This is a genomic window from Salmonella sp. 2018103 (assembly GCF_026247685.1).
GTDB classification, from domain to species: Bacteria; Pseudomonadota; Gammaproteobacteria; order Enterobacterales; family Enterobacteriaceae; genus Salmonella; species Salmonella enterica.
Genome location: NZ_CP111029.1, coordinates 1,975,379 through 1,997,560 on the forward strand (window position 1 = coordinate 1,975,379; position 22,182 = coordinate 1,997,560).

Genomic DNA, 22,182 nt, shown 5'->3' on the forward strand with positions numbered 1-22,182 from the left:
TGAACGCCGTCTCTGCTAAGGAAAAAAAAGCAACTCTCATGCCATTTTATTGGCCAGAAGATCAACGTGTCCGGTGATACACCTTCTTAACATTAAGCGTAGATGGCATTTGCAAAACTTGCCTGTACGCGTCAGTGGATTTCGATGACATATCAATAACTCATCAGGTAGAAAAGGCTGGTGGATATCAGAAAAAGCGTTCCCGGTCACATAACGATCATCAACCGATCATCTGAAAATAATCGGTGATGGTGATATTAAACGGTTACATTGTGTAAAATAGTTGGGCTTACAGGTATTGGCGGTTACACTTTTGCCGCAGAACATTTAAATAAGGAATTATGGATTGTGACCAAACTTAAACTTCTGGCTCTTGGCGTGTTTATTGCAACATCCGCCAGCGTCGCGCACGCTGAAAGCAACCTGACGTTGGGCGCAGGCGTTGGTGTGGTTGAACACCCTTATAAAGATTACGATAGCGATGTTTATCCGATACCGGTCATCGCTTATGAAAGCGAAAACTTCTGGTTCCGTGGTCTGGGCGGCGGCTACTACTTGTGGAATGACAATGCCGATAAGTTGTCAATCATGGCATACTGGTCCCCGATGTACTTCAAACCGGGCGACAGCGATGACCATCAGTTGCGTCGTCTGGACAGGCGTAAAAGTACTATGATGGCGGGCGTTTCTTACGCGCATCACACCCAATATGGATTCCTGCGTACCTCACTGGCAGGGGATACGTTGGATAACAGTAACGGTATTGTCTGGGATCTGGCCTGGCTTTATCGGTATACCAATGGCGGGCTGACCTTAACGCCAGGTATCGGGGTTGAATGGAATAGCGAGAACCAGAACGATTACTATTACGGCGTATCACGTAAAGAATCTTCGCGTAGCGGCCTGCGCGGCTATAACCCGAACGATAGCTGGAACCCGTATCTTGAACTGAGCGCTAACTATAATTTCGCCGGTAACTGGAGCGTATATGGTACTGCGCGCTACACCCGCCTGTCGGATGAAATTACCGACAGCCCGATGGTGGATAAATCCTGGACCGGTATCCTTTCTACTGGCGTGACCTATAGATTCTGATTGATTGAATTTGCCGGAAAAACCATGACAAAGCCTGCGTTATGCAGGCTTTGTGCTGACTGAAACGCGAACATGGCGGCTTGCATAAATGCGCTGTTGACCGGGTATGGCGCAGCCTTATGTGATTTATACTTTGTTACATCAATTTAAAAAACTAGCCTTTTATATGAAAAATCCAGGTGATTACAACTGCGCTAACAATTAGCGTAATAATTGTTGCAATGCTGGCTGATATCGCCCTGTCACGTCCCGCTTATGCTATACCCATTCTTCACAGCGAGTAAGACGAATGAGCATAGTATTCAATACCGTAGCCAAGCCCAGCGGCAGTCTGTGTAACTTATCCTGCAAGTACTGTTTCTATCTTGATAAACCCCGGGGCCAGCGCGTCATGTCTGACGATGTGCTGGAGACGTATATCCGCCGGGTAATTGATGATACGCCATCCTCAGAGGTCTCGTTTTGTTGGCAGGGGGGAGAGCCGACGCTATGCGGTCTTTCTTTTTACCAAAAAGTGGTGCGCTTGCAGCAACGCTATGCCAACGGCAAAACTATTTACAACAGTCTGCAAACCAATGGCGTATTAATCAATGAAGAGTGGGCGGCTTTCTTTGCGCAGCACCAGTTCCTGATTGGTATATCGATTGATGGGCCGCAAGTCGTTCATGATAATTACCGGAAAACGCCGTCAGGGCGGGCGTCTTTTTCCCGTGTCGTTAATGCTATCCGCCTTCTGCAGGCAAATGATGTCGAGTTCAACACGCTCACTGTCGTGAATGATGTGTCATGCCGTCATGGCAACGCTATTTATCATTTTTTGACGCAGGAACTGGAAAGTAAACACCTGCAATTTATTCCCATTGTTGAGCCGCTCGCGCAAAAAGCGCAGCGTTCTTTGACGTTATCTGACAATGAGGATTCGCCTTCGCTGATGCCCTTTTCCGTCACACCTGAAGGGTGGGGGGCCTTTATGTGCGATGTTTTTGATCAATGGATACGTCACGATGTCGGACGCATATTCGTACAGCTTTTTGACAACTTACTTGGCGTCTGGATGGGGGAGCCCGCCACGCTTTGTACGATGCAGTCGACCTGCGGGCAAAGTTTGCTGGTGGAGCAGAATGGCGACGTGTTTAGCTGTGACCATTTTGTTTTTCCCGCCTATAAACTGGGCAATCTGCAGCAACACACTTTAGAAGAAATGGCGGCTTCTTCTTTTCAGCAGCAGTTTGGCGCGGCTAAAGCAAACCTTTCCTCACGCTGCCAGAACTGTACGTGGCGCTTTGCCTGTCACGGCGGTTGTCCGAAACATCGAATTTGCATGGACGGCGGCGAACGGCAAAATTATCTCTGTAAAGGATATCTGGAGTTCTTTCAACATGTGACGCCCTATATGAATGTGATGCGTCAATTATTACTGAATCAGCGACCCGCCGCGCATATTACCCGCATCGTCGACATGATTGCGGATGACGTTCGTCAGTGACAAGAAAACCGCTCCCTTGCGCGGTATGATGCCGGACATTACCGTAGGGTCTAAGAGTCCTGTATTGTTTTACCGTCGTGTGACATTGAAAAGGAAATGAAATCAGTGAAAAACGTAACGTTTTGCGGGCAGGTGACGCTTCCTGCCATTGGACAGGGAACATGGTATATGGGCGAGCGCGCGGATCAACGTCAGCGCGAGGTTTCGGCGCTGCGCGCGGGGCTGGATTTGGGGTTACGCCTTATTGATACGGCGGAAATGTACGCCGACGGCGGGGCGGAAAAGGTCGTGGGCGAGGCGCTGGCAGGGCGACGCGATGAGGCATTTCTGGTGTCAAAAGTGTACCCGTGGAACGCTGGCGGCCAGAAGATAGTTGCCGCCTGTGAGGAAAGCCTGCGTCGTCTGAAAACAGATTATCTCGATCTCTATCTATTGCACTGGGCCGGAAACTTTTCATTCGAAGAGACCGTTGAAGGTATGGAGCGGCTAATCGCGCAGGGGAAAATTCGCCGTTGGGGAGTCTCTAATCTTGATTATGACGATATGCAGGCGCTGTGGCGCATCCCAGGGGGACAGCAATGCGCGACAAATCAGGTGCTCTATCATCTGGCGTCACGCGGTATTGAGTATGATTTATTGCCGTGGTGTCAACAACAGCGAATGCCAGTGATGGCCTATAGCCCGCTGGCGCAGGCTGGCCGATTACGTAGCGGTTTACTGAATCATCCGGTGGTGAATGAAATTGCGCAAGCGCATAACGCTACGGCGGCGCAAATCTTACTGACGTGGGTGATTGCGCATCCGAGCGTGATGGCGATCCCGAAAGCCGGAAGTACAGAACACGTGAAGCAAAATGCGGCGGCGCTTGAGATCGCCTTGTCAGCAAACGAACTTGCCTTACTGGACAACGCCTGGCCTGCGCCAAAAGGGAAAACCGCGTTGGATATGGTGTGACGCCGGATAAAATGTGTAAGCGCCGCCATCCGGCAGGTCATGCCTGATGGCGGCTGACGCCTTTCAGATCCTATAGCAACGCCGTTATCCATTCACTTTTAGCGTTTAGCGACGCAGATAGTCTGCGCCAGACGAGAGGGTTTTTCTTCTGTGGCTTGTTGCGGCGCAGTAGCATAAGCCGTTTCAACGCAGACAAACGTTTTATAGCCGTCATCCGGCATGTCGCCCATGCTGACGGACAACGCCGGGCCAGGGTTCCAGCCTACGACGTTAAGGTGATGATGGTGGACCACATCAATCGTGCGGTTTAATGTCGCATCGTGGATCACGCTACATGCTTCAGGATTGAGGTAAACGCGATCGGTACGGTCCGGAAAGGTTTGCATACCGTCGGTCAGGACACCTTCTTTAGCGTCGTTAACTTTATCAATAAACCGATCGCCGAGTCCGCTGACCTTAACGTTGGCGATGTCGCCAACGTTAAAATAGCTGTGGAGCGCGGATGTGGTTGCAAACTCGCCATGCGCTTCCAGTTCAATTTCACAGGTTTTGCCCACTTTAAAACGTGCCAGCAGCGTGAAATCGTGCGGCCAGTATTTCCGGGTGGCCTCACTGCTTTGCAGCTCAAATGTCAGCATTACGCCATTATCATCTTCATTATGCGCTTTTAGCGCCCACGGTAGATTACGCGCAAAGCCGTGTGACGGCAGACCTTGTTGAGCCGCAGGTCCAAACCAGGGCCAGCAGATCGGTACGCCGCCGCGTAGCGCCACGCCGGTTTTGAAAGGCGTATTATTACTGAGCCACAATACCTCTTCCTCGCCAACGGGTTTCCAGGAGAGAAGGTGCGCGCCCTGTAATGCAAAAGAGGCTTTAACCTGCGGATGGTCAACGACGATCAGATCCAGGTCATCAAGCTGACGACGGGAAAGGACAGGGGTAAGCTGTTCGATAACCGGGAGGGCAAAAATTTTATTAATCATTACGCAATCCTCTTAACCCTAAATAATTCGAGTTGCATGACAAGGCGCTTGTGCCTTGATCAGTGCTTGCGCTGGCCCGTAGAGGCGAGGCCGCAGGCCGAGTAACGCGGCAAGTGAACGACAAATTCATCGGGAACGAATTTGAACAACCGTAGGTCATCTCCGGCCAGGGACATGGACATCCCTGATTCATCCCGATAAGTTCGACTTCCGTCAGTGATTCGGGTGAGAAAGCATAGCCAACACACCTGCAACTTGAAGTATGACGGGTATATCTTTAAGCAAAAAAAAGAGCGACCTGAGTCGCTCTTACCAATGACTGTGTCATCTCAACTTATTTGGAGATGTGAGCAATCAGGTCCAGTACTTTGTTGGAGTAACCGGTTTCGTTATCGTACCAGGAGACCAGTTTCACGAAGTTGTCGTTCAGCGCGATGCCTGCTTTAGCATCGAACACGGAAGTGCATACTTCGCCGTTGAAATCGGTAGATACAACGTCGTCTTCGGTGTAACCCAGAACGCCTTTCATTTCGCCTTCGGCAGCAGCTTTAACAGCAGCTTTGATCTGCTCGTAGGTAGCCGCTTTTTCCAGACGAACGGTCAGGTCAACAACGGATACGTTCGGAGTCGGAACGCGGAACGCCATACCAGTCAGTTTGCCATTCAGTTCCGGCAGTACTTTACCTACCGCTTTAGCAGCGCCAGTAGAGGACGGGATGATGTTCTGAGATGCGCCGCGGCCGCCGCGCCAGTCTTTGTGAGACGGGCCGTCAACGGTTTTCTGGGTTGCGGTAGTCGCGTGAACAGTAGTCATCAGACCTTCGATGATGCCGAAGTTGTCGTTGATAACTTTAGCCAGCGGCGCCAGGCAGTTGGTGGTGCAGGAAGCGTTGGAAACGATGTCCTGGCCTTCGTATTTGTCAAAGTTAGCGCCTTTAACAAACATTGGAGTGTTGTCTTTAGACGGACCCGTCAGAACCACTTTTTTCGCGCCAGCGGTGATGTGTTTACGCGCGGTTTCGTCAGTCAGGAAGATACCGGTAGCTTCAGCCACTACGTCAACACCAACTTCGTCCCATTTCAGGTTAGCCGGATCGCGTTCAGCGGTAACACGGATTTTTTTACCGTTAACGATCAGATGACCGTCTTTCACTTCAACAGTACCGTCGAAACGGCCGTGAGTGGAGTCATATTTCAGCATGTATGCCATGTACTCTGCGTCTAACAGGTCGTTGATTGCAACGATCTCGATGTCAGAACGTTTCTGAGCAGCACGGAAAACAATGCGACCGATACGGCCAAAACCGTTGATACCTACTTTGATAGTCATATATTCCACCAGCTATTTGTTAGTGAATAAAAGGTTGCCTGTAAAATTACAAAAACCTTACGCAGCGTCAAGCGGAATCGTGTCAATCATTGCGACAAATCAATCCTCTGCACAACCTTTGCGCGGCTGATTCGCCTCACTCTTCCTTTCGGCTTGAAACCACATGGGGGCGCCGCCCCGAATTTTAAAGGGCAACCGAGATAATAATGTGACATCAGTCACGATTCGTGAGCCGCCATTTCGCAATGATCAAGTTTAGAACAAAAGTTGGTACTGAGGTGTTAATGTTTTGTTAGAATCGGTCAGGCAATGTGAGCACGTTTAAAGTGAGATGTGAGCAAATGGCTAACCAACCTTCAGCAGAAGAACTCAAGAAAAAATTGTCCGAAATGCAATTCTATGTGACGCAGGATCGTGGCACAGAACCGCCATTTACCGGACGCCTGCTACATAATAAACGCGATGGGGTTTATCACTGCCTGGTCTGTGATACGCCGCTTTTTCACTCCCACACCAAATACGATTCAGGCTGCGGCTGGCCTAGCTTTTACCAGCCTGTCAGCGAAGAGGCGATTCGTTACATAGACGATTTTTCTCATGGAATGCAGCGTGTCGAAATTCGTTGCGGAAACTGCGATGCGCATCTCGGACACGTTTTCCCGGATGGTCCGCAGCCAACCGGTGAGCGCTATTGCGTTAACTCGGCCTCGCTGGCCTTTTCTGACGAGAAAAACGGCGATCAACTGAAAGGCTGAAAAAACGATTCAGCAAATTATTCCACAGGAGCGGACACATCATGAATCTTGATGAGATCATTAACAGCATGACGCCGGAAGTGTATCAACGTTTATCCACCGCCGTTGAGCTGGGTAAATGGCCGGATGGCGTGGCGTTGACGCCGGAACAGAAAGAAAACAGCCTACAGCTGGTGATGCTATGGCAGGCGCGGCACAATACCGAAGCGCAACATATGACGATCGATACTCACGGTCAGATGGTGATGAAAAGCAAGCAGCAGCTCAAAGCGGATTTCGGTATTACGTCAAAGCCGATTGCGACATTGAAAATGCAGTAACGGGGAGCCGGATAAGAGGTAGTCGCCATCCGGTGGTTTCATTGCCAATGCGTTGTGCTTACCGGGCCTGCTCATTGCTGTCAGGCACAGGCCCGCCATATTTTTACCCATTAACGCTTAATGTCCAGCGAGTCCGCCAACTGTGTCGCTAACTGATTATTGTCATCGGCGGCCTATTCCCGGAACATTGTGCCGGCCAGCCCGCGCTTTTTAATCTGGTCCGCGTTGATCGCCACCGGCGCGGATTTTCATAAGAGAGGGCAAACAGCGTTTTCCCCCGGCAGACTTTACTGTTAGCAGCAGGCCAGGCGTTTGAGTCATACGGATTGGCGTTGAAATACTGCGTGCCATAGGGCCATGTCGTAAGTCATCAGATTGATAAAGTCGAGCTACGGGGCTATAGCTTTCACGTCCAGCCAGCTTTTCGGATTTTCCGCATTCGCGCCGACGGCGAGGGTGACCCGCTTTTGGGGCTCATTACCTGACGAAGCGCTTTTAAATGCGACGTTAACCGAATATTCCCAGTCAAGAGCGATCCCATCGAGACCATATTTGTCGACAATCTCCTGCGCCGATTTAATAAACACCGCGCGGGCTTCTTTAACGATCCTCTTTGACATCTAAAACAGAAACACGCCACAGAATGGAGTGACGAAAAAATAACCGCAGCAGATTAGCGTCTTCATCCATGGAAACCTGCGCAGGCGTTCACGCCGTCTTTCGCGATACGGCTTCCATCTTTTTGGCTTTATCGCCGTTTGTTTCGTTGAGTTTGTGATCTTGGTTGGCAAATGCAGATCATTATCTGTGTTTTAAAGATTTATCGTTGACCTTAAAGATTTTATGGTTAAGTATGATGAGCATTGATGCACACCAAACACAAAGGAAGATGCAATGAAAGCACTGGCGAGATTTGGCAAGGCCTTTGGCGGCTACAAAATGATTGATGTCCCGGAGCCGGTATGCGGTCCGGAAGACGTGATTATCGAAATCAAAGCAGCGGCGATCTGCGGCGCGGATATGAAGCACTATAACGTTGATAGCGGATCCGACGAATTTAACTCCGTTCGCGGTCATGAATTCGCCGGACGTATCGCACGGGTGGGCGAAAAAGTGAAAGACTGGAAAGTCGGCCAGCGCGTGGTTTCTGACAACAGCGGACACGTTTGCGGCGTTTGCCCAGCCTGTGAACAAGGCGATTTTCTGTGTTGTACAGAAAAAGTGAATCTGGGGCTGGATAACAACACCTGGGGCGGTGGATTCTCCAAATACTGTCTGGTTCCGGGAGAAATCCTGAAAATCCATCGCCATGCCCTGTGGGAGATCCCGGAAGGCGTGGATTACGAGGAAGCCGCAGTTCTGGACCCTATCTGCAACGCCTATAAATCTATCGCCCAGCAATCCAAATTTTTACCCGGCCAGGACGTGGTAGTCATCGGCACCGGTCCGTTAGGTCTGTTTTCGGTCCAAATGGCCCGCATTATGGGGGCGGTAAATATCGTGGTGGTTGGCCTGGATGAGGATGTTCCTGTCCGTTTCCCTGTGGCCAAAGAACTCGGCGCGACGGCGTTTGTTAACGGCTCCACGGAAGATGTCGTCGCACGCTGCCGGGAGATTTGCGGCAAAGACAACCTCGGTCTGGTGATCGAATGCTCCGGTGCCAACATTGCGCTTAAACAGGCCATCGACATGCTGCGGCCAAATGGTGAAGTGGTTCGCGTCGGTATGGGATTTAAGCCGCTCGATTTCTCCATCAACGACATTACTGCGTGGAACAAAAGCATCATTGGGCATATGGCCTATGACTCCACATCCTGGCGCAATGCGATTCGCCTGCTTGCCAGCGGCGCTATCAAAGTAAAACCGATGATCACCCATCGTATCGGTCTTTCTCAGTGGCGCGAAGGGTTTGACGCAATGGTCGATAAGACAGCCATTAAAGTGATCATGACCTACGACTTTGATGAATAACCCTTCTGCTAAAGGAACGTTATCGCATGGAACAGATAACAAAACCGCACTGCGGCGCCCGGCTGGATCGCCTGCCGGATTGCCGCTGGCATTCATCAATGTTTGCCGTCGTCGCCTTTGGTCTGCTTGTTTGCTGGAGTAATGCCGTCGGCGGATTAATTCTTGCCCAGCTCAAGGAGTTAGGCTGGACCGATAATTCCACGACAGCCACCTTCTCCGCCATTACCACAGCGGGGATGTTTCTCGGCGCGCTGGTGGGCGGCATTATCGGCGATAAAACCGGGCGCAGGAACGCCTTTATTCTTTATGAGGCAATCCATATCGCCGCGATGGTGGTTGGCGCATTCTCACCGAATATGAGCTTTCTGATCGCCTGTCGTTTTGTGATGGGCGTGGGATTAGGGGCACTACTGGTCACCCTGTTTGCTGGTTTTACCGAATATATGCCGGGCAGAAATCGGGGAACCTGGTCGAGTCGTGTTTCGTTTATTGGCAACTGGTCATATCCATTGTGTTCCCTGATTGCAATGGGGCTGACGCCGCTAATTAGCGCGGAATGGAACTGGCGCGTGCAGTTACTGATCCCGGCTGTGCTGTCGCTGATTGCTACTGTGCTTGCCTGGCGATACTTCCCTGAATCTCCCCGCTGGCTGGAATCGCGCGGGCGTTATCAGGAAGCCGAAAAGGTCATGCAGGCCATTGAAGCAGGCGTCGAACGTCAGACAGGAAAACCGCTGCCGCCGGTTATTATTGAAAGCAGCGGCAAGCCGCCGCGTTCCGTACCGTATTCAGCGTTGCTCACTGGCGTATTACTGAAACGCGTTATTTTGGGTTCCTGCGTGCTGATTGCCATGAACGTTGTGCAATACACGTTAATTAACTGGCTGCCCACCATCTTTATGACGCAGGGCATCAACCTCAAAGATTCGATCGTTTTAAATACCATGAGTATGTTCGGCGCACCGTTTGGCATATTTATCGCTATGCTGGTAATGGATAAAATTCCGCGCAAAACCATGGGTGTCGGTTTATTAATTCTGATTGCCGTGCTGGGATATATTTATTCACTGCAAACCAGCATGTTGCTTATCACCTTAATTGGCTTTTTCCTGATTACCTTTGTCTATATGTATGTCTGTTATGCCTCGGCGGTCTATGTGCCGGAGATCTGGCCAACAGAAGCGAAACTTCGCGGTTCCGGCCTGGCGAACGCTGTCGGCAGAATCAGCGGTATCGCTGCCCCCTATGCAGTGGCGGTATTACTCAACGGTTATGGCGTGACGGGCGTTTTCGTCCTGCTGGGCGCTGTCTCGATTATCGTCGCTGTTGCAATAGCGACTATCGGAATCGAGACCAGGGGTGTTTCGGTCGAAAGTCTGGGCATTGATAAGGTCACGAGTAAATAAAGGAATAAAAATGAAAAATTCAAAAGCGATATTAAAAACGCCTGGCACCATGACAATTATGGCGGCTGATATTCCAGTACCAAAAGAAAACGAAGTATTGATCAAAGTGGAATATGTCGGTATTTGCGGTTCAGATGTTCACGGTTTTGAATCCGGGCCATTCATTCCGCCGAAGGATCCAAATCAGGAAATTGGTCTCGGTCATGAGTGTGCCGGAACGGTCATTGCGGTCGGCAAGCGGGTAAGCAAATTTAAGCCAGGCGATCGGGTTAATATCGAGCCGGGCGTGCCGTGCGGCCACTGCCGCTATTGTCTGGAAGGAAAATACAATATTTGTCCGGATGTTGATTTTATGGCGACGCAGCCGAATTATCGCGGGGCCTTAACTCACTATCTGTGCCATCCGGAAAGTTTTACGTACAAGCTTCCGGACAATATGGACACTATGGAAGGTGCGCTGGTGGAACCCGCTGCTGTTGGAATGCACGCGGCAATGCTGGCGGATGTTAAACCGGGTAAGAAAATCGTCATTCTCGGCGCGGGCTGCATTGGTTTAATGACCCTGCAAGCGTGTAAGTGTCTGGGGGCGACCAATATCGCGGTAGTAGATGTACTGGAAAAACGGCTGGCAATGGCTGAACGACTGGGAGCGACAACCGTTATCAATGGGGCGAAAGAAGATACTGTCTCGCGCTGCCAGCAGTTCACCGACGATATGGGCGCCGATATTGTGTTTGAAACCGCCGGTTCCGCCGTCACAACTCAGCAAGCGCCGTATCTGGTCATGCGCGGCGGGAAGATCATGATTGTCGGCACTGTCGCGGGAGATTCAGCGATTAATTTCCTCAAAATTAACCGTGAAGTCTCCATCCAGACGGTATTCCGCTATGCCAACCGCTATCCGGTGACTATTGATGCCATCTCCTCCGGGCGTTTCGATGTGAAATCAATGGTGACGCATATTTACGATTACAAAGACGTGCAACGTGCATTTGAAGAGTCGGTGAATAACAAACGCGACATTATTAAAGGCGTTATTAAAGTTTGCGATTAATAAAAAACGGGAGAAACAGCGATGTTGGCAGATATAAAATATTGGGAAAATGATGCACAAAATAAACATTACGCGATTGCGCACTTTAACGTGTGGAATGCGGAAATGTTGATGGGAGTGATTGATGCGGCGGAAGAGGCAAATTCGCCGGTTATTATCTCCTTTGGTACCGGATTTGTGGGCAATACTTCATTTGAAGACTTCTCTCATATGATGGTTTCCATGGCTAAAAAAGCCTCTGTGCCGGTAATTACCCACTGGGATCATGGACGTAGCATGGACATTATCCATAATGCCTGGACGCACGGCATGAACTCGCTGATGCGTGACGCTTCATCCTTTGACTTTGAAGAAAATATTCGCCTGACCAAAGAAGCCGTTGATTTCTTTCATCCGCTGGGTATTCCGGTAGAGGCGGAGTTAGGGCACGTAGGGAACGAAACGGTGTATGAAGAGGCGTTGGCGGGGTATCACTATACCGACCCGGATCAGGCGGCGGAATTTGTAGCGCGCACCGGTTGTGACTCGCTGGCGGTCGCCATCGGCAACCAGCATGGCGTGTACACCTCTGAACCAAAACTGAATTTTGAGGTCGTGGAGCGCGTGCGCCAGGCAGTTTCCGTACCGCTAGTGTTACACGGCGCTTCCGGTATTAGCGACGCGGATATCAAAAAAGCCATTTCGCTGGGCATCTCGAAAATCAATATCCACACCGAATTGTGTCAGGCTGCGATGGTAGCGGTAAAAGAGAATCAGGATCAGCCGTTCCTGCATCTGGAACGCGAAGTACGCAAAGCGGTAAAAGCCCGCGCGCTGGAAAAAATCAAACTGTTTGGTTCAGATGGTAAAGCGGAATGATGATATGGACGAAATCGAAGTTCTTTGCATAGGGGCGGCCATTGTCGACATTCCTTTGCAACCGGTTAGTAAAAATATCTTTGATGTCGATTCGTATCCATTAGAACGAATTGCCATGACCACAGGGGGAGATGCGATTAATGAAGCCACGATTATTTCGCGTCTCGGGCATCGCACTGCGCTAATGAGTCGCGTTGGCGACGATGCGGCAGGATATTTTATTCTCGACCACTGTCGGAAGGAGAATATCGATATTCAGAGCCTGAAGCAGGATGCTGATATTGATACCTCAATTAATGTTGGGCTGGTGACTGATGATGGTGAGCGCACCTTTGTCACTAACCGTAACGGCAGCCTGTGGAAGCTAAATATTAACGATGTCGATTTTGACCGTTTTTCTCAGGTCAGGCTGTTATCACTGGCAAGTATCTTTAACAGCCCGCTGCTGGATGGCAAAGCATTAACGGCTATTTTTACGCAGGCGAAAGCGCATCAACTGATTATCTGCGCTGACATGATCAAACCGCGGCTGAATGAAACTCTGGGCGATATTCGCGAAGCGCTAAGTTTTGTCGATTATCTGTTTCCTAATATTGATGAAGCCAAAAAACTGACCGGGAAAGAGACGCTGGATGATATTGCCGATTGTTTTTTGCAATGTGGCGTAAAAACGGTGGTGATTAAAACTGGCAAGAAAGGCTGCTTTATCAAACGCACCGATATAAAAATGGAGGTGCCTGCGGTGTCAGGCATTACCGCCATCGACACTATTGGCGCCGGCGATAATTTTGCATCGGGATTTATCGCCGCGCTGCTGGAGGGAAAAACGCTGCGTGAATGCGCACGGTTCGCCAATGCGACGGCCGCGATATCGGTACTCAGCGTGGGCGCCACAACGGGCGTGAAAAACAGAATGCTAGTGGAACAACTCCTGAATGAATACGAAGGGTAATAGCGGCAGATGAAAATGATACCTTTAGGTAATACAGATATAGCGCTTTCCCGTATGGGACTCGGCACCTGGGCTATCGGCGGCGGCCCGGCATGGAATGGCAACCTCGATATGCAGGTCTGCATCGATACTATCGTTGAGGCGCACCGTTGCGGTATTAACCTGATTGATACGGCGCCGGGCTATAACTTTGGTAATAGCGAAGTGATTGTCGGCCAGGCGTTGAAAAAATTACCGCGTAACGAGATGGTGGTGGAGACCAAATGCGGGATCGTCTGGGAGCGGGAAGGGAGTCTGTTCAATAAAGTCGGCGATCGCCAGCTCTATAAAAATCTTTCTCCGGACTCTATTCGTAAAGAAGTCGATGCCAGTCTCCAGCGACTAGGGATTGATTATATCGATATCTATATGACCCACTGGCAGTCGGTACCGCCGTTTTTTACGCCGATTGCGGAAACCGTTGGCGTGCTCAATGAGCTGAAAGCAGCGGGGAAAATCCGTTCTATCGGGGCGGCCAATGTAGATGTCAGCCATATCCGCGAATACCTTAAACATGGCGAGCTGGACATCATACAGGCGAAATACAGCATTCTTGACCGGGCGCTGGAAACGGAGCAGCTGCCGCTATGCCGCGAGCACGGCATCGTGGTACAGGTTTATTCGCCACTGGAGCAGGGATTGTTAACCGGCACCATTACCCGTGACTATGTTCCCGGCGGGGCGCGAGCGAATAAACTCTGGTTCCAGCGTGAGAATATGTTGCGGGTCATTGATATGCTGGAGCAGTGGCAGCCATTGTGCAACAAATACCATTGCGCTGTCCCGACGTTGGCTCTGGCGTGGATATTGCGACAAAGCGAGCTGATTTCGATACTGAGCGGCGCCACGTCGCCGGAGCAGGTACGAGAGAATGTCGCTGCGCTGTCCATCACCTTAACAGATGACGATGCGTTATTGATGAGACAAATGGCGGAAGCACTGGACAATCCATAAGCAATACATTACACCTCTTTTTTGGCGAAATGCAGATAAAATCTGTTATTCAAACGGCTTATTTTGAAAGTAAACATAGTCTGTGAGATACTCAACGTTTATCATGACGTCGAAAACAGAGGTGTAATCGTGGCGGCGAAAGACAGGATTCAGGCGATCAAACAGATGGTCGCTAATGATAAAAAAGTAACAGTCTCTAACTTGAGTTCAATTTTTCAGGTAACCGAAGAGACAATTCGACGCGATCTGGAAAAACTCGAAGATGAAGGCTTTTTGACTCGAACTTATGGCGGTGCGGTATTAAATTCGGCAGTGCTGGCTGACAATATCCATTTTTATAAGCGTGCAAAATCGTTCTATGAAGAGAAGCAAATTATAGCCCGTAATACGCTTCCGTTTATTAAAAACAAAACAACGATGGCCGCCGATTCCAGCAGTACGGTAATGGAATTGCTAAAACTTCTGAAAGACCGAAATGATCTTACTTTGTTAACTAATTCAGCGGAAGCTTTCCATGAACTGGCGCAATCGGACATTAATCTTGTTTCTACGGGCGGTGAGTTAAATAAAAATACGCTATCGCTGCAGGGGCGTATCACTAAAGAAATAATCAGCCGTTATCATGTTGATATTATGGTAATGAGTTGTAAAGGGCTGGATATGGCGAGCGGGGCGCTTGATTCTAACGAGGCGGAAGCTGAAATCAAAAAAACGATGATTCGCCAGGCCACAGAGGTGGCGTTATTGGTGGACCACTCAAAATTTGATCGTAAAGCGTTCGTGCGGTTGGTTGATTTTAGTCATATCCATTACCTGATAACGAATAAAACGCCAGGTGATGAATGGATCGCATTTTGCGATAAAAATAATATCCAGCTTGTCTATTAATCGATAGATTATCCTTGACTGGATTGTTTTCGCCTGGACTATGCCAAAAAAAACGGCAGATGATAGCAAGTGCGGCAAATACCCCTTTGCCGCGAGACAATAATTTATTATTTTGCTGCGTTAGAGGCCATCCAGATGGAAGACAATGATCATATCGGCGCCAGACTAGACCGCTTACCTTTATCCCGGTTTCATTTTCGTATTTTTGGAATAATTAGTTTTGGCCTGCTATTAACGGGGTTTTTGAGTTATTCAGGAAATGTGGTTCTGGCCAAATTGATAAACAATGGTTGGTCGAATAATTATCTTAATGCCGCGTTCACATCGGCACTGATGCTTGGCTATTTTATTGGTTCGCTTACCGGCGGTTTTATTGGGGATTACCTGGGGCGTCGAAAAGCGTTTCGCATTAATTTGTTGCTTGTGGGCATCTCCGCAACGGCTGCCGCATTTGTTCCCAATATGTACTGGCTGATTTTCTTTCGTTGTCTGATGGGGACAGGCATGGGGGCATTGATTATGGTTGGATATGCTTCTTTTACCGAGTTTATCCCTCCCGTTGTACGAGGAAAATGGTCCGCGCGTCTCTCTTTTGTAGGGAACTGGTCACCGATGCTGTCTGCGGGGATTGGCGTAGTGGTCATTGCGTTTTTAAGCTGGCGGATGATGTTTCTTCTTGGCGGGATAGGGATGCTGCTGGCGTGGTCTCTTTCAGGAAAGTACTTTATCGAATCGCCCAGGTGGTTAGCAGGTAAAGGGCGGCAACGCGAGGCTGAACAACAGCTTCTCATGATTGAATCGCAAATAGAAAAAGAAAAAAGTATTATTTTGCCGCCGCATCAGGAAAGCAATAAATCCATGGAATCGCGCTTTGAAAACGGTACATTCTGGCTCTTATTCAAAGGGCAAATGTTGCGGCGCACGTTAGTGGCGATCACTGTATTGATTGCGATGAACATTTCGCTTTATACCATTACGGTATGGATCCCGACAATTTTTGTTAATTCAGGAATTGATGTTACAAAATCCATTTTCATGACCGCCATCATTATGATTGGCGCGCCGGTGGGCATATTTATCGCCGCGCTCATTATTGATCATTTCCCCAGACGGTTATTTGGTTCGCTGTTGCTTATCGTTATTGCGGTAGTAGGATATTTTTACTCAATACAGACTGAGGAATGGGCCATTCTGGTTTATGGACTAGTCATGATTTCCTTTCTGTATATGTACGTCTGCTTCGCCTCGGCGGTTTACGTTCCCGAATTATGGCCTACGCACCTTAGACTACGTGGATCGGGTTTTGTGAATGCGGTAGGGCGGATCGTCGCTGTCTTTACCCCCTACGGCGTGGCGGTTTTATTGACCCGCTATGGATCTGTCACCGTTTTTGTTGTGCTGGGTATGCTGCTGGCGGCGTGCGCGCTGATATTATTTTGTTTTGGCATTGAAACGAGAAGAGTTTCGTTAAAAGCGCTCTCCAGCCTGCGTTGAGCTTTGCCTGGTAGCGGCGCTGACGTGACGTATCCGGCCCAAAGATCTATGCAATGGTCTCACCGTTGCGTGATGTATTGACCGGATACGATACCTGCTCCGCTACCTGGCGACAGCCTGGCCCTGCGTCTCTTCCCAGTCTGCCAGCGTATACAGCGTCGCGCCTGCCGCCGCCATCTCCATAAACGCGTGTGCGCTATCCTGCGGGTGAATATTCACGCCGCGACAGCCATCGGTGATAACGTTAACGGCATAGCCCAACTCTAGCGCATCCAGCACCGTAAATTTTACGCAGTAATCGGTCGCCAACCCCATCACGATAAGCTCGGTAACGTCATGCTCGCGAAGCCAGGTATCAAGGGTAGTTTTCTGCCGATGTTCGTTGTCAAAAAACGCGCTGTAGCTATCAATCAGCGGGTTTTCACCCTTATAGATGCAGGCGTCAATCGCATGTTGGTTAAGCAGGGGATGTAACGCCGCGCCGTCGGTATGTTGAACGCAGTGATCCGGCCAGAGCGTTTGCGGCAGCCCGTCCAGCTTTCCCTGACTATAGGGTTCCGCCTGATGCTGGCTGGCGAAGCTGCCATGCTGCGCGGGATGCCAGTCCTGGCTGGCCAGCACCGGAATCTGCCGGGGCTGGCACCAGTCAATAAGAGCGTTGGCGATGTCGATGGTGCTGTCGCCTTCCGCTACAGCCAGCGCGCCGCCGGCGCAAAAGTCATTTTGCAAGTCGACCAGTAATAAGGCCCGGTTTGTCATTATCTTCTCCTTGTCGTCGGGATTTTTTAATCATCCGGCGTCAATTCACCACGCAAGTTTTGCGCCATCGCGCTACGAATCGCCTGAGTGTCCAGACCCTGGCTTAACAAATAATGCAGTTTGGTTAAGGTGGCTTCGACGGTCATATCGGCACCGCCAATCACGCCAGCGTGCGCCAGTGCATTACCGGTAGCGTACCCGCCCATATTGACTCGCCCTGACATGCATTGCGTCAGGTTAACCACCACGATGCCGCGCGAACTGGCCTCTTTCAGCTCCTGTAAAAACGCTTTATTTTGCGGCGCGTTGCCTACGCCATAAGAGCGCAGAATCAGCGCTTTTACCGGCTGACGCAGAAAGTTACGTACTACCTCGGCGGAAATCCCCGGATAAATCGTCACTACGCCTATCGGCTGCGGCGTAATAGGGTGAACGATTAATTCACCAGAACCGTAGGGCGCGGGAGGCGTATTTAAACGGCGAATGTGAATTCCTGCTTCCAGCAAGGGCGGCAGATTAGGAGAGGCAAAAGCGTCAAAACCATCCGCATGGGCTTTGGTTGTGCGATTGCCGCGGAACAGACGATTATTAAAAAACAGCGTTACTTCATTAACAGGATAGTTGGCGGCGACATAAAGCGCATTCAGCAAATTAATTTGCCCGTCGGAGCGCAGCTCAGCCAGCGGAATTTGTGACCCTGTCACAATAACTGGTTTACCCAGATTTTCCAGCATGAAAGAGAGCGCCGATGCGGTAAACGCCATCGTGTCGGTGCCGTGCAGAATAACAAAACCGTCATACTCATCGTAGTGCGCTTTGATATCTGCAGCGATATGCTGCCAGTCTTCCGGCGTCATATCTGATGAATCCATCAGCGGGGCATATTCATGGATGGTAAAATCCGGCATCTCCGGGCGGTGGAATTCCGGCATCAGCGCCAGCTGGCGCTGAAGGTGCCCGGACACCGGGATATACCCTTTATCTGAGCGCTGCATACCGATAGTACCGCCGGTATAGGCAACGTAAATTGATTTCTTTTGCATGATAATGTTCAGTCGTGTCGCGAAGGACGTATTAATGATTATCGGATGGCGGCTATGAGCAGACGCCGCCATCCGGTATGGCTATTGATGAAGCATTAGCGAACGTTCGCGCAAGTCAAACAGAACGCATAACGGTTTTGCGGATCGTTAAATGCCGCCAGTTTATCCCCCTCGGCCTTCACCGTGTTGGCGGCGGAAACGAGCGGCGCCGGGAGCATCGCCTGAATGGCCTCCGGCAGCATGGCGCGTACTGATCCGGTCATACTGTCCATGACCATATCAAGGACCGTCGGTTCGTCCTGATAGTAATCAAGATGCCACTGTTTCAGTTTCGCCAGCTCCGCCGCTTTGGCGACGGCGTCGTCAAAGTCGCCGAGACTGTCCACCAGACCATTGGCTTTCGCGTCTTCTCCGGTCCAGACATGGCCTTGTGCGATTTTATCAATCTGCTCCGGCGTACGCTTACGCGCGTCTGCCACCAGCGTGATAAAGCGTTTGTAGCCGTACTCAATACTGAGTTGCATCATCTGCTGCACTTCCGGTGACAGCGCTTTGGTCATCGAAATATCCGCCAGCGGCGAGGTGGAAACGCCGTCGCTGTGTACACCAATCGACGACAGGCTGTTTTCTACCGTATTGATGACGCCGAAGATGCCAATTGAACCCGTCAGCGTGCTGGGGCTGGCCACGATATAGTTTGCCGGCGTAGAGATCCAGTAACCGCCGGAGGCCGCCATGCCGCCCATTGAGACCACCACCGGTTTGCCGGCCGCTTTTGCCGCCGCCAGTTCGGCGCGGATAACTTCGGAGGCGTTGACGCTCCCGCCTGGGCTATTGACGCGCAGCACAATCGCTTTCACTTTAGGATCAAGGCGTGCGTCGCGGATCTGCGATGCCGTAGTGTCGCCGCCGACATTCCCTGGCGTTTCTTCGCCATCCATAATCGCGCCATTGGCGAAAATAACCGCAATAGTACCGCCGGTATCCGCAGGCGTTTTCAGCGAATAATCGTAATAGCTGATCGCGCGATAGTTATTTTCAGTTTTGCTCCAGCCAAACTGCTTCGTCAGCGCTTTTTCAACATCTGCGCTGGAGGCGAGGGCGTCCACCAGTTTATGGTCGAGCGCATATTTGGCGGTGTCACCGCCCACGCTGGTTAACCCGTCGATAATAGCCTGGGCGCCGGGGAAGAGTTGTTGCGGCGAAATCTGGCGATTGGCGGAAACGGTATGCAGGTAGTTCTGCCACAGTTCGCCTATCCAGCGGCTGTCGGCCTCGCGGGCGGCGGGCGACATATCGTCGCGGATAAACGGCTCGACGGCGGATTTATAGGTGCCGACCCGGAAAACGTGGGTAGAGACTTTCAGTTTATCCAGCAGCGTTTTGTAGTACAGGCCATTCGTAGCGAAGCCGTGAAGATCTACCTGACCCTGTGGGGAAAGCCAAATTTTATTGGCGAAACTGGCGAGGTAATACTGACCCTGGCTGTAGTTTTCACCCACGGCAAAAATCGGTTTGCCGCTGTCGCGGAATTCGCGCAGCGCTTTACCGATATAGCGCATTGACGGCTGATCGGCGCCGGTGAAGTTTTTCAGATCCAGAACGATACCAGTGATGTTACGGTCATCTTTCGCCTGACGAATAGCGTTGACGATGTCAAACAGGGAGTTTTCCTGCAGACGGTCGGAGCTGGCGCCAAATAACTGGCGACCCAGCGCGCCCAGACGGTGATTGGTGGACGGTTTATCCACAATGACGCCGGAAATATCCAGCAGCAGAGCGCCGCGCGCGGTTTGCTCACTGTTGCTGCCGTTACCGATCTGCATCCAGATCCCAACGCCCACCAGGACCAGAAAAATAAAGAACAGGTTGAGTACCATTTCACGGACGAAGTTCAACACTCGCCACGTCCATTTAAAAAATCCGGCAATAAATCGCCACAGGGTTCGCATGTATTCTCCCTATCTGAGTAACAACGCTTATACCTTGGTGAGGATAAAGCATTAAGATGTGGCTATCGTAATGACCCATCAGGCAGTTGTCAGCAGGAATCACTGCCTGCGCTGTAACAAAATCCGCTCCCGTGTTAATTTTGTGAATAAATATCATTGCTGGAGTTAATCAAATGGATGCACTAGAACTGCTGATCAACCGTCGTAGCGCCTCTCGTCTCGCAGAACCGGCGCCTGTCGGAGAGCAATTACAGAACATTCTGCGGGCGGGAATGCGTGTTCCCGATCATAAATCTCTACAGCCGTGGCGTTTTTTTGTGATTGAAGGAGAGGGGCGCGACCGCTTCAGCGCCGTGCTTGAACAAGGCGCTGTCGCTGCCGGGGGCGATGAGAAAGCGAACGAAAAAGCGCGTAACGCGCCGTTTCGTGCGCCGCTGATCATTACCGTGGTGGCGAAATGCGAAGAAAACCATAAGGTTCCGGTGTGGGAACAGGAGATGTCTGCCGGATGCGCGGTGATGGCGATGCAAATGGCGGCGATTGCGCAAGGGTTTAATGGTATCTGGCGTAGCGGCGCATTAACGGAGAGCGCTATCGTGCGGGAAGCCTTTGAGTGCCGCCCTCAGGATAAAATTGTTGGTTTTCTCTATCTCGGCACGCCGCAGCTCAAAGCGTCAACGACGATCAGTACCCCCGACCCCACGCCGTTTGTGCGTTATTTCTGACGCTGAGGGATAAAACTGTCTGGATTCTGAGCAAAGGCGCGGTAATTCAGACAGTGATACTTACCACATCAGGGAATGAGCGCTACCATAGCGCGAATGCAATGACAGGAGATGTCCATGAGCGAGCAAGCCATTCGTTTAACGCAATACAGCCACGGCGCTGGTTGCGGTTGTAAAATTTCCCCTAAAGTGCTGGAGACTATCCTGCATAGCGAGCAGGCGAAGTTCGTCGACCCGAACCTGCTGGTGGGTAATGAAACCCGCGATGATGCGGCGGTTTACGATCTGGGTAATGGCACCAGTATTATCAGCACCACCGACTTCTTTATGCCGATAGTCGACAACCCGTTCGATTTTGGCCGCATTGCGGCAACAAACGCCATCAGCGATATTTTTGCGATGGGCGGCAAACCGATTATGGCGATCGCGATCCTTGGCTGGCCGATTAATACCCTGTCGCCCGATATTGCGCGTGAAGTGACCGAGGGGGGGCGCTTTGCCTGCCGTCAGGCCGGTATCGCGCTGGCGGGCGGACACTCTATTGACGCCCCGGAGCCGATCTTTGGTCTCGCGGTCACAGGCGTAGTGCCGACCGAACGGGTGAAGAAAAACAGTACCGCGCAGGCGGGATGCAAACTCTTTCTGACCAAACCGTTGGGGATTGGCGTGTTGACCACCGCCGAGAAAAAATCGCTGCTTAAACCTGAACATCAGGGGCTGGCGACGGAAGTCATGTGTCGGATGAACGTTGCTGGCGCGGCGTTTGCCAATATCGATGGCGTAAAAGCCATGACTGACGTTACCGGTTTTGGCCTGCTGGGGCACCTGAGCGAGATGTGCCAGGGCGCAGGCGTGCAGGCGCTGCTTTGCTATCAGGACATCCCTAAACTGCCGGGTGTGGAAGAGTATATTGCCCTGGGCGCCGTACCGGGCGGCACAGAGCGCAACTTCGCCAGCTATGGTCATCTGATGGGCGACATGTCGCGTGAAGTTCGTAGCCTGCTGTGCGATCCGCAAACGTCAGGCGGTCTGTTGTTGGCGGTAACGCCGGACGCCGAAGACGATGTTAAAGCCACCGCGGCGGAATTTGGTATCGATCTGACCGCGATTGGCGAACTGGTCGAGGCCCGCGGCGGTCGCGCTATGGTTGAGATTCGTTAACCT

The 22,182-nt window shown here is 51.0% G+C and carries 20 protein-coding genes and 1 pseudogene; 15 read left to right on the plus strand and 6 right to left on the minus strand.

Annotated elements, in window-relative coordinates; genetic code table 11:
* Nucleotides 1-348 precede the first annotated feature (348 nt).
* From OLG56_RS09540 to OLG56_RS09550, 3 genes are all read left to right on the plus strand, one after another.
* The gene (locus OLG56_RS09540; RefSeq protein WP_000163762.1) at nt 349-1,095 is read left to right on the plus strand and encodes a MipA/OmpV family protein; all 747 of its coding nucleotides are present in this window, start codon (nt 349-351) and stop codon (nt 1,093-1,095) included.
* Between the two features lie 289 nt (nt 1,096-1,384).
* Nucleotides 1,385-2,581, plus strand: coding sequence for an anaerobic sulfatase maturase (locus OLG56_RS09545; protein ID WP_024155297.1), 1,197 nt, complete (start codon nt 1,385-1,387; stop codon nt 2,579-2,581).
* Between the two features lie 96 nt (nt 2,582-2,677).
* On the plus strand, nt 2,678-3,535 hold the full coding sequence (locus OLG56_RS09550) for an aldo/keto reductase (RefSeq protein ID WP_072156673.1): 858 nt from the start codon (nt 2,678-2,680) through the stop codon (nt 3,533-3,535).
* Between the two features lie 98 nt (nt 3,536-3,633).
* Here the strand turns inward: OLG56_RS09550 and OLG56_RS09555 are convergent, their stop codons facing one another.
* Together OLG56_RS09555 and gapA are read right to left on the minus strand one after the other, a co-directional pair.
* The gene (locus OLG56_RS09555; RefSeq protein WP_000608663.1) at nt 3,634-4,518 is read right to left on the minus strand and encodes a D-hexose-6-phosphate mutarotase; all 885 of its coding nucleotides are present in this window, start codon (nt 4,516-4,518) and stop codon (nt 3,634-3,636) included.
* Nucleotides 4,519-4,852: 334 nt separating this feature from the next.
* Nucleotides 4,853-5,848: a glyceraldehyde-3-phosphate dehydrogenase gene (gapA, locus tag OLG56_RS09560; protein ID WP_000153505.1), complete on the minus strand. Its 996-nt coding sequence runs from the start codon at nt 5,846-5,848 to the stop codon at nt 4,853-4,855.
* A 341-nt stretch (nt 5,849-6,189) separates the two neighbouring features.
* On the opposite strand from gapA, the gene msrB reads away from it, so the two are divergent.
* The gene (gene msrB, locus OLG56_RS09565) at nt 6,190-6,603 is read left to right on the plus strand and encodes a peptide-methionine (R)-S-oxide reductase MsrB (RefSeq protein ID WP_001519539.1); all 414 of its coding nucleotides are present in this window, start codon (nt 6,190-6,192) and stop codon (nt 6,601-6,603) included.
* A gap of 41 nt (nt 6,604-6,644) precedes the next feature.
* The gene (locus OLG56_RS09570; protein WP_001046864.1) at nt 6,645-6,923 is read left to right on the plus strand and encodes a YeaC family protein; all 279 of its coding nucleotides are present in this window, start codon (nt 6,645-6,647) and stop codon (nt 6,921-6,923) included.
* A gap of 110 nt (nt 6,924-7,033) precedes the next feature.
* On the opposite strand, the pseudogene OLG56_RS22210 reads toward OLG56_RS09570, so the two are convergent.
* A pseudogene (locus tag OLG56_RS22210) lies at nt 7,034-7,525 on the minus strand (glycosyl hydrolase family 18 protein); the annotation flags it as partial.
* A 292-nt stretch (nt 7,526-7,817) separates the two neighbouring features.
* Between OLG56_RS22210 and OLG56_RS09580 the strand changes: the two are divergent.
* The 8 genes from OLG56_RS09580 to OLG56_RS09615 all read left to right on the plus strand — a co-directional run bounded on the left by OLG56_RS09580 (nt 7,818) and on the right by OLG56_RS09615 (nt 16,539).
* Nucleotides 7,818-8,894 carry a zinc-binding dehydrogenase gene (locus OLG56_RS09580; RefSeq protein ID WP_001728100.1) on the plus strand — a complete coding sequence of 359 codons (1,077 nt, stop codon included), beginning with the start codon at nt 7,818-7,820 and terminating at the stop codon, nt 8,892-8,894.
* A gap of 26 nt (nt 8,895-8,920) precedes the next feature.
* A complete protein-coding gene (locus OLG56_RS09585) occupies nt 8,921-10,300 on the plus strand; it encodes an MFS transporter (protein ID WP_023214494.1) in 1,380 nt (459 codons plus the stop codon).
* Nucleotides 10,301-10,310: 10 nt separating this feature from the next.
* Nucleotides 10,311-11,354 carry an NAD(P)-dependent alcohol dehydrogenase gene (locus tag OLG56_RS09590; protein WP_023136859.1) on the plus strand — a complete coding sequence of 348 codons (1,044 nt, stop codon included), beginning with the start codon at nt 10,311-10,313 and terminating at the stop codon, nt 11,352-11,354.
* A 21-nt stretch (nt 11,355-11,375) separates the two neighbouring features.
* Entirely contained in the window at nt 11,376-12,212 is an 837-nt protein-coding gene (locus OLG56_RS09595; RefSeq protein WP_000878870.1) for a ketose-bisphosphate aldolase, read from the plus strand.
* 4 nt (nt 12,213-12,216) lie between these two features.
* A complete protein-coding gene (locus OLG56_RS09600) occupies nt 12,217-13,164 on the plus strand; it encodes a sugar kinase (RefSeq protein ID WP_079961990.1) in 948 nt (315 codons plus the stop codon).
* 9 nt (nt 13,165-13,173) lie between these two features.
* Nucleotides 13,174-14,157, plus strand: a complete 984-nt coding sequence (gene ydjG / locus OLG56_RS09605; protein ID WP_079980964.1) for an NADH-dependent methylglyoxal reductase — start codon at nt 13,174-13,176, stop codon at nt 14,155-14,157.
* 129 nt (nt 14,158-14,286) lie between these two features.
* Nucleotides 14,287-15,045, plus strand: coding sequence for a DeoR/GlpR family DNA-binding transcription regulator (locus OLG56_RS09610; protein ID WP_000719104.1), 759 nt, complete (start codon nt 14,287-14,289; stop codon nt 15,043-15,045).
* Nucleotides 15,046-15,180: 135 nt separating this feature from the next.
* Complete coding sequence (locus OLG56_RS09615; RefSeq protein ID WP_079980966.1) at nt 15,181-16,539, plus strand: MFS transporter; 1,359 nt, start codon at nt 15,181-15,183, stop codon at nt 16,537-16,539.
* A gap of 102 nt (nt 16,540-16,641) precedes the next feature.
* Here the strand turns inward: OLG56_RS09615 and pncA are convergent, their stop codons facing one another.
* The 3 genes from pncA to sppA all read right to left on the minus strand — a co-directional run bounded on the left by pncA (nt 16,642) and on the right by sppA (nt 20,293).
* Complete coding sequence (pncA, locus tag OLG56_RS09620) at nt 16,642-17,298, minus strand: bifunctional nicotinamidase/pyrazinamidase (protein WP_000184707.1); 657 nt, start codon at nt 17,296-17,298, stop codon at nt 16,642-16,644.
* Between the two features lie 26 nt (nt 17,299-17,324).
* Nucleotides 17,325-18,341 (minus strand): asparaginase, encoded by a 1,017-nt coding sequence (gene ansA / locus OLG56_RS09625; RefSeq protein ID WP_001170136.1) that lies wholly within the window; start codon nt 18,339-18,341, stop codon nt 17,325-17,327.
* A gap of 95 nt (nt 18,342-18,436) precedes the next feature.
* Nucleotides 18,437-20,293 (minus strand): signal peptide peptidase SppA, encoded by a 1,857-nt coding sequence (gene sppA / locus OLG56_RS09630; RefSeq protein WP_001259865.1) that lies wholly within the window; start codon nt 20,291-20,293, stop codon nt 18,437-18,439.
* A 173-nt stretch (nt 20,294-20,466) separates the two neighbouring features.
* On the opposite strand from sppA, the gene OLG56_RS09635 reads away from it, so the two are divergent.
* Together OLG56_RS09635 and selD are read left to right on the plus strand one after the other, a co-directional pair.
* A complete protein-coding gene (locus OLG56_RS09635; RefSeq protein ID WP_000339305.1) occupies nt 20,467-21,018 on the plus strand; it encodes an NAD(P)H nitroreductase in 552 nt (183 codons plus the stop codon).
* 117 nt (nt 21,019-21,135) lie between these two features.
* Nucleotides 21,136-22,179: a selenide, water dikinase SelD gene (gene selD / locus OLG56_RS09640; protein ID WP_001294900.1), complete on the plus strand. Its 1,044-nt coding sequence runs from the start codon at nt 21,136-21,138 to the stop codon at nt 22,177-22,179.
* Nucleotides 22,180-22,182 lie beyond the last annotated feature (3 nt).

Bases quoted from the DNA above. Each gene is read 5' to 3' on its own strand.
- OLG56_RS09595 (WP_000878870.1), top strand. From the start codon at position 11,376: ATGTTGGCAGATATAAAATATTGGGAAAATGATGCACAAAATAAACAT.
- OLG56_RS09615 (WP_079980966.1), top strand. From the start codon at position 15,181: ATGGAAGACAATGATCATATCGGCGCCAGACTAGACCGCTTACCTTTA.
- OLG56_RS09600 (WP_079961990.1), top strand. From the start codon at position 12,217: ATGGACGAAATCGAAGTTCTTTGCATAGGGGCGGCCATTGTCGACATT.
- OLG56_RS09570 (WP_001046864.1), top strand. From the start codon at position 6,645: ATGAATCTTGATGAGATCATTAACAGCATGACGCCGGAAGTGTATCAA.
- OLG56_RS09555 (WP_000608663.1), bottom strand. From the start codon at position 4,518: ATGATTAATAAAATTTTTGCCCTCCCGGTTATCGAACAGCTTACCCCT.
- msrB (WP_001519539.1), top strand. From the start codon at position 6,190: ATGGCTAACCAACCTTCAGCAGAAGAACTCAAGAAAAAATTGTCCGAA.
- OLG56_RS09590 (WP_023136859.1), top strand. From the start codon at position 10,311: ATGAAAAATTCAAAAGCGATATTAAAAACGCCTGGCACCATGACAATT.
- OLG56_RS09585 (WP_023214494.1), top strand. From the start codon at position 8,921: ATGGAACAGATAACAAAACCGCACTGCGGCGCCCGGCTGGATCGCCTG.
- ydjG (WP_079980964.1), top strand. From the start codon at position 13,174: ATGAAAATGATACCTTTAGGTAATACAGATATAGCGCTTTCCCGTATG.
- OLG56_RS09550 (WP_072156673.1), top strand. From the start codon at position 2,678: ATGAAATCAGTGAAAAACGTAACGTTTTGCGGGCAGGTGACGCTTCCT.
- OLG56_RS09635 (WP_000339305.1), top strand. From the start codon at position 20,467: ATGGATGCACTAGAACTGCTGATCAACCGTCGTAGCGCCTCTCGTCTC.
- gapA (WP_000153505.1), bottom strand. From the start codon at position 5,848: ATGACTATCAAAGTAGGTATCAACGGTTTTGGCCGTATCGGTCGCATT.
- OLG56_RS09545 (WP_024155297.1), top strand. From the start codon at position 1,385: ATGAGCATAGTATTCAATACCGTAGCCAAGCCCAGCGGCAGTCTGTGT.
- ansA (WP_001170136.1), bottom strand. From the start codon at position 18,341: ATGCAAAAGAAATCAATTTACGTTGCCTATACCGGCGGTACTATCGGT.
- selD (WP_001294900.1), top strand. From the start codon at position 21,136: ATGAGCGAGCAAGCCATTCGTTTAACGCAATACAGCCACGGCGCTGGT.
- pncA (WP_000184707.1), bottom strand. From the start codon at position 17,298: ATGACAAACCGGGCCTTATTACTGGTCGACTTGCAAAATGACTTTTGC.
- OLG56_RS09580 (WP_001728100.1), top strand. From the start codon at position 7,818: ATGAAAGCACTGGCGAGATTTGGCAAGGCCTTTGGCGGCTACAAAATG.
- sppA (WP_001259865.1), bottom strand. From the start codon at position 20,293: ATGCGAACCCTGTGGCGATTTATTGCCGGATTTTTTAAATGGACGTGG.